Here is a 12189-nt window from a genome sequence, read left to right as displayed (position 1 = left end):
CACGCAATGCTAGCATTTGAGGAAAAAAAGAAATCACCGGCAACAATCAAGGTTGTGGGTGTCGGTGGCGGCGGCATGAACGCGATTGAGCGCATGGTGTCGATGAACCTCGAAGGTGTCGAACTCATTGCAATGAATACCGACGAGCAGGTGCTTGAACGTTCGCACGCGCCGATCAAGGTCGCGCTCGGTGCGAAGCTCACGCGCGGCATGGGCGCAGGCGGCATACCCGACATTGGGGCGCAGGCGGCGATGGAAGACCGTGAAAAGATCATGAATGTGTTGAAGGGCGCAGACATGGTGTTCATCACTGCCGGCATGGGCGGCGGCACGGGTACGGGAGCCGCACCGATCGTCGCCGAAGTGGCGCGCGAGCTGAAGGCGCTGACTGTCGGGGTGGTGACGCTACCCTTCATCGTCGAAGGCGACAAGCGCATGAGCTATGCGAAGCAGGGACAATCGAATCTGCGCGACCGCGTCGACACTCTCATCACGATTCCCAACGAGGCGATCTTCAAAGTCATCGATAAAAAAACATCGGTGGGTGCGGCCTATAAGCTCATCGACGACATGCTGTACCGTGCAGTGCGCGGCATCAGCAACATCATCAACTCGACGGGCTTTGTGAACGTCGACTTCGCCGATGTGCGTACCGTCATGGGCCAGAACGGCGATGCGGTTATCGGTCTCGGTGAGGGTACGGGTGAAAACCGCGTGGCCGAAGCGTTACAGAGTGCAATCCACCACCCGCTGCTCAACGGCAAGACCATCGACGGAGCTCAGGCAGTTCTGATCAATGTGGTGGGCGGTTCAGACTTCGCGCTCTACGAATACCATGAAATTCAGAAGCAGATTCATGAGCAGGTATCCAAAGATGCCGTGATCATCGTCGGCTTCACCGAAGACGAAACCAAAGATAACCACGTTTCGATTACCGTGATCGCCACGGGCTACCGCCGCAAAGACGCGGCGGTCGGCACACCGGCCACGCAGCAGCAGGCACAGCCACAGTTTAAGCCGCAGATTCTGCCCCGCACGGGAACTGACGACGGTGGCTACCGTTCGCCAGCGCAACAGGGCCTTGACTTTCCCCGTGTCGACGCGACGGTGCAGGCCGCGGCTTACGATATTCCAACTTTCTTAAGAAAAATGCCAAAAGTAGAAGGGTAATCTGGTTTACATCTGCGGCAATGCCGCAGATGTAAATCAGAACGATGCCCTTTCCGTACATCTTCTTCACGTTTTTAACGCTTAGCCTCTTTCGGGCTGGTTTCAATGTTGCTGCGGGCGTCACTGCTCTGTGCCTCGTGGCGTGGTTGGTCTATGACCTGAGACGGACGCCAAAACAGTTCATTCTTGCTATTATTATGGGTTTAGCCCTCGGCGCCTGGCTCTTTAGCCTGCGCAGCGTTGCCCTGAGCGATACCTCTGAAATGCCAACTGACGCAACCGGGCGCGTAGCAGCCGTCTCGCGGCGTTCGGTGATTGTCGAATCTGAGGGCGGGCGACGTCTGCGACTCATCGGTTTCGGCAAGATGCCGCTACCGCAAAAGCACGCCCAGGTTACCTACAGATGCGAACTGGCTGAAGTTCCCCCTTCGACGTTTGCCACGTTTGAGCGCCTCTCGGGTACGCGCAGCTGGTGCCGGGTCAAGGCGCTGCAGGTTCTGCCCGCCCCACCCGGCAAGGTGATCGAGCTCAGGCAGCGGGCGCTGTCGTTTCTGCAGAGCCGATTTGAGGCACTCGGCGAAAGATCGCTCGCGGCGGCTTTTCTGATCGGCGATACGGGCGATCTGGCCGAAAACGAGCTAGCGGCTTTTCGCGATATGGGCCTCATGCACCTCTTTGCCGTTTCGGGGCTCAACATCGCGCTGCTTTTTGCGCTGCTCTACCTGCCATTTCGCGCGCTGCGCCTGCCGGCCGTCGGCACGCTGCTCGGGTTTGCTGTCGCGAGCGCGTTTCTTGTGCTGCTTGATTTTCCGGTACCGCTTTTACGCGCCTGGCTTTTCATGGCCATTGCGGTCTTGATGCGGCTGCTCGACAGGCGCATCACGTCATTCACCCTGCTTTTTATCACGGCGATTATCGTCGAGGTGCTGTTTCCACTTTCGACGTTTTCGATGTCGTTTATTCTCTCTTTCGGGGTGACTGCGGCGATTCTGGTATTTTACGAACCCTTATATTTTTGCTTCGCGTCTGCAAACCGCTGGCTGAATTTTGCCTCGCAGCATGTTGCGCTGTCACTGGCTGCGGGGCTTCCCGCGATGCTGCTTTCGCATTTGCTCTTCGGCAGCGCGAACCCGCTCTCGCTCATCTATAACCTGCTGCTCGTGCCATTTTCGGGGCTATACCTCTTTTCGGCGCTGCTCTACCTCGTTCTGCCCCCGGCGGCCCATGTGTTGCATTCTCTCGATTGGCTTTACCTGAAATTCGCCGCGTTGCACGGCGATCACGCCATGCGGCTCTTGCCGGCAGCTGAACCTCTGGCACGTGCGGTCTCTTTCATCTTCATCGCTGCTCTGCTCGTCACGCTCATCTATTTGAAATTTCGTGGGCGGCTTTGGTCGGCGCGCCGCAATTTGCGTTTCGTCATGCCGGTCTCTGCGTTGGCGCTTGCGGCACCGTGGTTTCTCGTCACGTACCCGACTTACGCCTTTTATGCCATACCCAATAAAGTGTGGATCTATCACGAACGCAAAATCGTTACGCTGGGTAAGCCGGTATTTGCCGACACAGAAAAGACGAAACCGCAGTTTTGCTTTCCGTGGTCTGGCGTCACAAACGAGCAAGAAAGCATCAAAGATCTCTATAAACTGCACGGCCAGTGCTTCGTCTTCACCGGCCGCATGCGCCCTGACTTATGGGGCGCCACCGCCCTTTTAGACTGCCGCATGCTTCACGTCTATCAATCCTCAAAAACCAAAACAACCGCAAACGATTGGAAAGCGCTGTTCAGCGTTTTCGGTTACAAGGGTGAGGTAACAGTACGCCGCTTTTACACCTGGTACGGCGACCGTCTGGGTAACTGCATCAAAGAAAAACTGTAGAGACGCCCTTCACGGGCGTCTCGCTAAATTCAGAAAAATGTCATCTCGGCTTAGGTGCCACCCTTCGATAAACTCAGGGCGAGTCTGCGCCGTTACCTCGGCTTAGGCGCCATCTGCGCTGTCACCCAGATCGAAAAGTCGCGAAACATTTCGGCGGTTTTGTATACAGCGGGATAGATAACCTTACCGCGGCGCTTTTCGTACGCAATACGAATCTCTTTCGCAAGCCCTTCGGGTGTGCCAAACGGAATATTTTTCATCGCGTCTTTTTCGAAACGATCGCCTGCGTATTCTGACATCGGCGTCTCTACCGGCCCCGGATAGACCGTCAGAAACTGCAGAGGCGTGTCTTTGTATTCACCGGCGAGCGCTACGGCAAGTGATGCAAGCGCCGCTTTTGAGGCGCAATATTCAGACATGAAGGGCGTCGGCGTGATGCCGCCAAGGCTCGCGATGTTGATAATCGCTCCGCTGCTGCGTTTCAGCATCTCGGGCAGAACGCGGCGCATGAGCCTCGTTGGGGTCGTGTAATTCAGCTTAAAGAGCTTGTCTGCGTCTTCATTCTTGATTGCTTCGAAGCGGTCGATGTTCTGCATGCCCGCATTATTGATCAGAATGTCGACCGGCCCATTCTCTTTGACGGCCCTGTCGAGAGTCATTTCTGCAACCGAGGGTTCAGAAAGATCGGCCGCATAAACTGCCGATTTGCTCTTGAGTTCTTTACCGAGGGCTTCGAGCAGATTTTGTTTGCGCGAAACCAGTGAAAAAGTGGCTTCACCTTTGAAATGTGCGTCGAAGTCGCGCGCAATAGCATTGCCGATACCAGTCGATGCGCCTGTGAGAAAGATGTGCATGTGGTTAAGTGCCACCGACCGCCTGGTGTGTCGACAGATATTATTGGCTGATTTCAGATTTTGAAGACGTCGGTTTCGGCGCCTTTCGGCAGCGTGCAGTTGACCGGGCCTGAAGCGGTCAGCGCGACCGTGTGTTCGAAGTGTGCGCTTAGGGAGCCATCGCGCGTGCGAATCGTCCATTTATCTTTGTCGGTCGTGACGTCGTGTGTGCCCTCATTCACCATCGGTTCAATCGCGAGCACGAGGCCTGACTTGAGGCGCATGCCATTTTTTCTCTGGCCGAAATTCGGCACCTGCGGTTCTTCATGCACCGACTTGCCGACTCCATGGCCCACTAGGCTGCGCACGACAGAGAAACCAGCTGCTTCGGCATGTTTCTGCACCGCTTCGCCGATCGCGCCCATACGGTTTTCGACGCGCGCTTCACGAATTCCCCTGAAGAGTGATTCTTGGGTGGTTGTGATAATTTTTCGCGCCTCTTCTGAAACCTGCCCCACAGGCCATGTCCACGCTGTGTCTGAGAAGTAGCCATTCAAGATGACGCCGAGGTCGATGCCGATGATATCTCCCTCTTTTAAAACTTCTTCGCGTTTGGGCAAGCCATGCACAACAGCGTCATTGACCGATGTGCAGATCGCCCCGGGAAAACCGCCGAAGCCGAGAAAAGAGGGTTTGGCGTTTTTGCGCCGAAGGTAGTCGCGCACGATGGCATCGAGCTCTGCGGTATTCGCGCCCGGCTTAATGTAGCTTCGCAGCATCATGTGCGTCTCGAACGCGAGCATTCCCGAGGCCTGAATTTTGGCGATTTCAGCTGATGTGTAGATATTGATCGCCACTGATAACCCGTGGCTGACCAAGCGCTTTCGGCGAGTCAGCGCGTCGCTTCTTCTGCCGAAAACATCTGTACAAGACCTTCTACCTTGTCAGCAAAAAATGAAATCTGAATTGCGGGCGGCGTCGTTCTGAACTTAGCCAGCGTCTTGTTTGTCTTGACAGACCCCGCTTGCGACGATTCTGAGCTATGGCGAAACTTGCAACCATTACCCAGCTTTCACCGACTATGAAAGAAGGTGTGTTCGTCGAATGGGTCAAAAAAGAAGGCGATGCAGTCAAACCGGGCGACGTCATTGCGGCTATCGAAACCGATAAAGCAGTGATGGATCTCGAAGCCTTCGATGCCGGTACGCTGCTGAAGCAACTCGCGCAAAAAGGCGACAAGCTACTCGTCGGTGCACCGGTAGCCGTGATTGGTGAGCCCGGCGAAGATTTTTCAGCACTCGTTGCGGGTGCCGGTGCGAAAAGCCCCGCGAGCGCAGCGCCTGAGACACCGGCCGCGCCCGAGCAGAAGCAGCCTGTGAATCGTGCGCCCGCTGCAATACCTGCAGAAAGCGTGCCTGCAAAGCCCACGGGCCGAATTAAAGCCTCACCGCTGGCGAAAAAGATTGCGGCACAAACCGGAACCGATCTCTCGCAAATCGAAGGCACGGGGCCGCAAGGCCGCATCGTCAGCCGCGATCTCGCAGGCGCGCCTGCAACCGGCCCTCGGGTTCGTGCGGGTACGCGGCAGAACAACACGAAGATTCCGATGACGCCGATGCGGCAAACGATCGCAACGCGGCTCAGCGAGTCGAAACAGACGGTGCCGCACTTTTACCTCAGCCGCACCGTGAATTTCAGTGCATTGCTGAAACTGCGGCTCGAGACGAACGCCGGTCTTGAAAAGCTGCATGCAGCCGGCAGCGGTGCGCACCTGCCCAAAAAGGTTTCGGTCAACGACTTTATTATCGCAGCCGTAGCCGCAACTCTGCCCGACCACCCGGCCGTGATGCGGCAATTCATGGGCGATCACTTTCTGCAACTCGGCAATGCCGACGTGGGTTTTGCGGTCAGTCTTGAAGACGGGCTCATTACCCCGATAATCAGAAATGCTGATCAACTGACGCTCTTCGAAATTGCCGCGGCTTCTGCAGACCTCGCCGCGCGCGCACGGGCGCGTAAACTAAAACCCGAGGAGTACACCGGCGGCACGTTCACGATCTCAAATCTGGGCATGATGGGAATCACCTCGTTTCAGGCGATTATCAATGCCCCCGAAGCGGCGATTCTGGCGGTGGGCGCAAGTGAACGCCGGGCAGTCGAAGGCAAAGACGGCAGCATCGTTTTCGCTGACATGCTCACGCTGAATCTTGCGTGCGACCACCGGGTGGTCGACGGGGCTGCCGGTGCCGCTTTTCTTGGCGACCTTGCAATCTATCTCGAAAACCCTGGAGTTATTCGATGAACCTGTTCTTGCTGCGCGCCATAATGCTGATTGGTCTCTTGCAATTGGCCAACTGCCACCTGCGCGATCGGGCGCGTGCGGCTTCAGATGTCGAATACCACGATGACCTGCAATATGCGGCGCATGCAGGTGCACTGCTCGATCTTTACACACCACGAGCGGCTGCCGACGCGACACCGGCGGTTATTTTTATCCACGGGGGCTATTGGCGCAACCAGTCACGCAGCTATTACCGGGCGTTCACCGGCCTCTATCAGAATTTCGGCATCGCGCTCGCGAAACGCGGCATTGCGACAGCGGTCATCGATTACCGATTGCACCCGCAGGCAACTCTGACCGACCAGCTCGCCGACGTGACGGCAGCAGCCAGCTTTATGCACGAGAATGCGGCCCGCTACAAAATAGATGCCTCGCAGATTTTTCTCGCCGGCCATTCTGCGGGCGGCCACCTTGCCCTGATGGTGCTCTGGGGAAAGGGGCCGACTTTCATTAAAGGGGTAACTGCGCTCTCACCGATTCTCGATATCGCGCATATGCGACTCTCGAAAGACGCTGAGTTTAACGCCTCTCTGACAACTCCCTTCTTCGGCTCGGGAGAAGCTGACATGCTCCATTCACCGGCGACGTATTTAAAACCCACATCCCGACCGGCATTGCTGCTTTATGGTGAAAAGGACGATGACTATTTGCTGCAGCAGCAGCAAAAATACCAAAGCGCCTTTGCCGAAAAGAAGTTGGCGAACGCGAAATTTGTGACCATACCGGGCGCAGACCATACAACAATGGTAATGCACGTCAATACCGACAAAGACAATATCAGCGATGCAATCGCCGCATTCGTTAGAACCAACACCGGGGAGATATCGCATGCCAAATAGATTAAAGGGGATTGCGACTCTCGCCCTGCTCTGCGGCGCGCGCCTTTTTGCCGAAGTGCCGGTGGCCGCCCCCGATAAGGTCACAGCCCTCAATTCTGCCGAAGGCCATGCCTGGGTCGCCAAAGCCGGCTTTTATAAACCTGCAGCATTGAATGAAAAACGTGGTAAAGAGATACCAGAGAGCTTCACGACTCCTGCTTACAGCAGCGTCAAGGTACCGGCGAATCTCGCGCCCCAACTGAATATCAGCGGCCTTGAACCCGCGCACTATGCGCTGCAGTTTCAAGTCGCTGCCGTGCCCACCTTACCGTTTGCAATCCGCATTGGCGAAATCAACGACCGCGACCGCGTCTACCTGAACGGCCGCCTCATTGGCGCAACGGGAGATTTTACGAGCAATGAGCCGCAGGCATACGACAAAGTGCGCACCTATGCGATACCCGCGGGGCTGATGCGTGCAGGCACGAACACGCTCGTTGTCGACGTGCAGGGTGTACTCGAAAAAGAATCTGGCATTTACCGCGACCGGGTCGAAATCGGGCCCGCCGATAAGATCTATGGCGCCTATTACCTCGAAAACCTGTGGAGTTCGCTTGCGCTGGTTGCTTACCTGACATTCGGGCTGTACTTTTTACTTTTCTTTATCAGACGCAGGCATGAGCGTGAGAATTTTTACTTTGCTGTTTTCGCAATTGCGCTGGTGGTCTACAGCGGCCTGCACACGCAGATAAAATACGAATATGGCCTGCAGCTCTACTTTTGGAAACGCGTACAATACCTTGCGCTGTTTTTACTCGTGCCGAGCTTTTATTACTTTATCAGAAACTATTACAAGCCCAAACGTGCGCTGTGGTTAAAGATAATCGACATTGCCACTTACACCGCCAATGCGATAATCGCAGGTGTTGGCGTTGCTGTCTGCGTGAGCAGCGACGTGAAACTCTGGGACCATCTGCAGAACAACATCGTCACTTATACCTGGTTGATATACATCGTGGGTATGGCAATCGTGCTGATACGCGAGGTTGTGCGCAAGAACAAAGACGCGATTATCATGAGTGTCAGCTTCATTATTCTGCTCGTGACGATGTTTCTCGACATTCTGAGCGGACAGGCAAAAATTAATCTGCCGCCGCTTTTAACCTACGTGTTTATCTTTTTTATCCTATCGATGGCTCTCGTGTTGGCGAACCGTTTCGTGCGCCTGCACGACGAAACTGAAGAACTCAACGAAAACCTCGAAAAATTCAACGCGGCCTCCCGGCGCTTCGTGCCATTCGAGTTTCTGAAGATGCTCGACAAAGAAAGTATTCTCGATGTCAACCTGGGCGATCAGGTACAGCGCGACATGGCGGTGCTATTTTCTGACATCAGGGGGTTTACCTCATTATCAGAGAAGATGACGCCCAAAGAGAACTTTGATTTTATCAATTCGTACCTCGATAAGGTCGGCCCGGTCATCAGAGACCACCGGGGATTCATCGACAAATATATCGGCGACGCGGTGATGGCGCTTTTCCCCTCTTCTGCAGAAGACGCACTCGAAGCCGCGCTCGCGATGCACGAGCGCGTGCGCATCTGGAACGACCGCCGCGCACGGCACGACTACGCAGCCATCAGAATCGGTATCGGTATTCACCAGGGCCGCGTGATGCTCGGCACGATCGGCGAACACCAGCGTATGGACGGCACCGTCATCGCCGATGCCGTGAATCTGGCATCGCGCATCGAAAGCCTCACCAAGAACTACGGCGCCGGAACCCTCATCTCAGACATCTCATGGAACACCGTCGCGAACAAGTCACAGTACGAATGGCGGCCCGTTGACCGCGTTGCCGTCAAAGGTAAGAACGAACCCGTTGACCTGATCGAAATTTTTAACAGCGATCACGACGAATTGCGTAAGCTGAAGCAGCGGCAAAAAGACACGTTCTCAGAAGCGCTGCAACTTTACCGTAAGGGCAGCTTCGCCGACGCGAAATCGGCTTTTTTACAGCTTGCGGCAGAAAATCCGCAAGACAAGACACTGCGCCTCTATCTCGAACGCCTCGAGCGCAATATTCAATACCCGCCGAAAGAGTGGCTCGGTTTCGAAGTGCTCACCGAGAAATAGCCGCCCCAACTTATAGTCGTCGCGGCGACTCGCATTTGATATATTGCTGTCATGTCGATGTTCTTCGCGGCTTTCGGTTCGGGGCTACTGGCTTCGTTTTCGGCCTGCGTTTACCCTCTGATTCCCATTACCACCGCGATTTTTGCCGGTGGCGAACGCAAATCGTGGTACCAGGGCTTTCGCGCGGCCGGCGTCTATACGCTTGGCATGTCGCTGACCTATGGCACGCTGGGGGTAGCCGCTGCGCTCAGCGGCTCTGTCTTCGGCAAATATCTGGGTGACCCGCGCGCAATTGCAACGATCGGTTTAGTTCTCATCTATCTTGGTCTGGCTTATGCGCACCTGCTACCATTGCCGCTGCCCAATTTTGCCAACCGGCTTCGGGCAGACCACGGCCGGCACAAACCCGACGGTGTGCTTTATCCGCTGGTGCTCGGCATCTTTTCGGCTTTTATCGCAGCCCCCTGCACCGCACCTTTCTTCGGCAATCTGCTCGTGCAGATCAGCAAGAACGCTGCTGAAAACGATTCCATTTTTTTACCGGCGGCCTCGGCGTTCGCGTTTGCCTTTGGTATGGGAGTTCCGTTTTTTCTGATAGGCACTTTTTCGATTCGCCTGCCAAAACCCGGTATCTGGCTGAAGGCCGTGGAGTATGGCGGCGCCGTCGTGCTCATGACCGCAGGCTTTCACTACCTTGAAGATCTCGCAGGTGACTTTCCACCGGTTGCGCAGGCGTTTCCGTTTGCGGTCATCGGCATTGCCATGTGCATTACTTTCTTCATTCTTGCAGAACCCCTCAAATCGGAGTACCACATGACGAGACGGCTCAGACTCAACACTGCCGGCATGCTGCTGATTTCGGCGCTTGGCCTTTTTCTCTTCACGTCGCCATTCGTGAAATACTGGGGGGTCGAAACAAAGACCAACACCGGCGCAACGCCAGATACCGCACGCAAGAGCGGCATGACGCTACCCCAGGGTAAACTCAAGTGGTACAAAGACATCGAAGAAGCCCGGGCGGTCGCCCTCAAAGAAAAGAAAATACTTTTTGTCGACTTCTGGGCCGACTGGTGCACAGCCTGCGAAGAGATGGAGCGCAAACTCTTCGTCAAAGACGAATTCATCAATTTTGCGCTGGCGAATAACATTTTGCCAGTGAGGATCGATTACTCAAACCCGACTGACGCGCTCGACAAACTGGCGAAAGAGTATAATATCCGGGGCTTACCCACCGTCGTGCTCACCAAAGCCGATGGTGAACTCATTCACACGATCACCGGCTTTTACAACAAAGACTACACGATGCGCGAGCTGAAGGCTGCGTTGAAAGATTGATCCTGACCGATCAATCTTTCAGCGCGGTGGTGCCGTTCGCCCTTCAAAATTCAGCGATACTGAATTGATACAATACCTTAAGCCTGTAGGTCGTGGCCCGTCGGTCTGGCGCGCAGACGACCTCGTGTCGGCGCCAGACCCTAAGGGCCCTCGTGGCCCGTCGTCAAACACATGCCCCAAATGTCCGCCGCAGCGCGCGCAGCGCACTTCGGTGCGGCGCATGCCGTGGCTGTTGTCGGTCAGCTCGACGACATTCTCCGCTGCAATCGGGGCAAAGAAGCTCGGCCAGCCGGTGCCTGAGTCAAATTTAGTCTTCGAGCTGAACAGCGGCAGTTTGCACCCGGCACAGATATAGGTGCCCTGCCCGTGATGGTCGTGGTACCGCCCTGTGAACGGACGCTCAGTACCTTGCTGCCTTAAGACGTAAAACTCTTCGGCAGTGAGTATTTTTTTCCATTCGGCTTCGCTACGGTTGATTTTGGTGATAGTGGCGCGCCCCGGTTTCTTTTCGGCGGCAGTCGCGGCGCTGAAAAAAATAGAGCCGGTCAAAGCGATCACCGCCGCGAATGTGATTTGAGAAATCCTCATTTTGGTCATGCCCATTGGTCGCTGAGGCGATGTGTTTATTACTGCCTATTCAAATTTAATCGAACGCGACATCAGTTCTTTGATCGCTTCGCGAGCCGGCTTATTTTCATAAAGAATTTTATAAACTGCCGTCGTAATCGGCAATTCAACACCGAGCTGCTGCGCGAGTTCGTACGCGCTTTCGGTAGTCGGCACGCCCTCTGCGACCATACGCATTTCGCTCTGAATTTCAGCGAGCGTCATGCCTGCCCCCAACTTAAGGCCGACTGTACGGTTGCGCGACAGATCGCCGGTACAGGTGAGCACGAGGTCACCCATGCCGGCGAGTCCCATGAATGTAATCGGCTTCGCGCCAAGCTTTTCGCCGAGGCGGGCGATTTCTGCAAGGCCCCGCGTAATGATGGCTGCGCGCGTGTTGCTGCCGAATTTGAGACCATCGGCAATACCGGTCGCGATCGCCATGACGTTCTTGAGCGCCCCACCGAGTTCAACACCGGTTACGTCAGGGGTTGCGTACGCGCGAAAATAATCGTTATGAAAAACTTTCTGAATTTCGGGCAGCCGCTCTGTGTGATAACCGGCAATCGTGATCGCAGTGGGAATCTTAAGCGCCATTTCGCGGGCAAACGACGGGCCACTCAGAAAAAACAGGTTCTGCTCGCGCTCTTTGCCGAAAATTTGTTTGAAGACTTCGCACACCAGCAGGTGCGTCTTTTTCTCGATTCCCTTTGAGGCAACGACGACCGGCACAGCCAGGTTCGTGTTCGCGTAAACTTCACGAATCGCCTGCGTGGGGGTCGCACTCACGACCAGTTCTGCATGGTTCACAGCCGCTGCGAGATCGGTTGTGACTTTAATCGACTCGGGCAGAGCGATACCCTTCAGGTAGATCGTATTTTCGTGCTGAGAGCTAATAGCATCCGCGGTGTCTTTTGAATGGCTCCACAGCAGTACGTCGTGGCCATTTTCGGCGACAAGTTTAGCGAGCGCCGTACCAAAAGAACCGGCGCCAATAACTGAGATACGCATAGCACCGCATAGAGAGTTGCCCCTTACACGGCAAATGAAATAGCACTGTTTCGGTGTGCTGAGC

10 protein-coding genes are annotated in these 12189 nt (G+C 55.3%); 6 read left to right on the top strand and 4 right to left on the bottom strand.

Annotated features, from left to right (window positions below; translation table 11 throughout):
* Window positions 1-6: 6 nt before the first annotated feature.
* The gene (gene ftsZ / locus TURPA_RS13825) at window positions 7-1170 is read left to right on the top strand and encodes a cell division protein FtsZ (RefSeq protein WP_014803922.1); all 1164 of its coding nucleotides are present in this window, start codon (window positions 7-9) and stop codon (window positions 1168-1170) included.
* 44 nt (window positions 1171-1214) lie between these two features.
* Window positions 1215-3047: a ComEC/Rec2 family competence protein gene (locus tag TURPA_RS13820; protein WP_014803921.1), complete on the top strand. Its 1833-nt coding sequence runs from the start codon at window positions 1215-1217 to the stop codon at window positions 3045-3047.
* A 92-nt stretch (window positions 3048-3139) separates the two neighbouring features.
* Here TURPA_RS13820 and TURPA_RS13815 read toward each other — a convergent pair whose 3' ends face one another.
* The gene (locus TURPA_RS13815; protein ID WP_014803920.1) at window positions 3140-3901 is read right to left on the bottom strand and encodes an SDR family NAD(P)-dependent oxidoreductase; all 762 of its coding nucleotides are present in this window, start codon (window positions 3899-3901) and stop codon (window positions 3140-3142) included.
* 53 nt (window positions 3902-3954) lie between these two features.
* Window positions 3955-4737, bottom strand: coding sequence for a type I methionyl aminopeptidase (map, locus tag TURPA_RS13810; RefSeq protein ID WP_014803919.1), 783 nt, complete (start codon window positions 4735-4737; stop codon window positions 3955-3957).
* A gap of 185 nt (window positions 4738-4922) precedes the next feature.
* On the opposite strand from map, the gene TURPA_RS13805 reads away from it, so the two are divergent.
* From TURPA_RS13805 to TURPA_RS13790, 4 genes are read left to right on the top strand one after another with little or no spacing between them, the layout of a single operon-like run.
* Complete coding sequence (locus TURPA_RS13805) at window positions 4923-6182, top strand: dihydrolipoamide acetyltransferase family protein (protein WP_014803918.1); 1260 nt, start codon at window positions 4923-4925, stop codon at window positions 6180-6182.
* Window positions 6179-7060 carry an alpha/beta hydrolase gene (locus tag TURPA_RS13800; protein WP_014803917.1) on the top strand — a complete coding sequence of 294 codons (882 nt, stop codon included), beginning with the start codon at window positions 6179-6181 and terminating at the stop codon, window positions 7058-7060. The genes TURPA_RS13805 and TURPA_RS13800 overlap by 4 nt, the downstream gene beginning before the upstream one ends.
* Window positions 7050-9173 (top strand): adenylate/guanylate cyclase domain-containing protein, encoded by a 2124-nt coding sequence (locus TURPA_RS22020; RefSeq protein WP_014803916.1) that lies wholly within the window; start codon window positions 7050-7052, stop codon window positions 9171-9173. Before TURPA_RS13800 ends, TURPA_RS22020 begins: the two co-directional genes overlap by 11 nt.
* Before the next feature lie 51 nt (window positions 9174-9224).
* Window positions 9225-10508 carry a protein-disulfide reductase DsbD family protein gene (locus tag TURPA_RS13790; protein ID WP_014803915.1) on the top strand — a complete coding sequence of 428 codons (1284 nt, stop codon included), beginning with the start codon at window positions 9225-9227 and terminating at the stop codon, window positions 10506-10508.
* Window positions 10509-10526: 18 nt separating this feature from the next.
* On the opposite strand, the gene msrB is transcribed toward TURPA_RS13790, so the two are convergent.
* Both msrB and TURPA_RS13780 read right to left on the bottom strand, forming a co-directional pair.
* On the bottom strand, window positions 10527-10994 hold the full coding sequence (msrB, locus tag TURPA_RS13785; RefSeq protein WP_041949376.1) for a peptide-methionine (R)-S-oxide reductase MsrB: 468 nt from the start codon (window positions 10992-10994) through the stop codon (window positions 10527-10529).
* Window positions 10995-11141: 147 nt separating this feature from the next.
* Window positions 11142-12125: an NAD(P)H-dependent glycerol-3-phosphate dehydrogenase gene (locus TURPA_RS13780; protein WP_014803913.1), complete on the bottom strand. Its 984-nt coding sequence runs from the start codon at window positions 12123-12125 to the stop codon at window positions 11142-11144.
* Window positions 12126-12189 lie beyond the last annotated feature (64 nt).

This window comes from Turneriella parva DSM 21527, assembly GCF_000266885.1.
GTDB lineage: Bacteria > Spirochaetota > Leptospiria > Turneriellales > Turneriellaceae > Turneriella > Turneriella parva.
The sequence above is the reverse complement of the archived record's forward strand: the minus strand, read 5'-3'. Positions and strand labels throughout refer to the sequence as shown.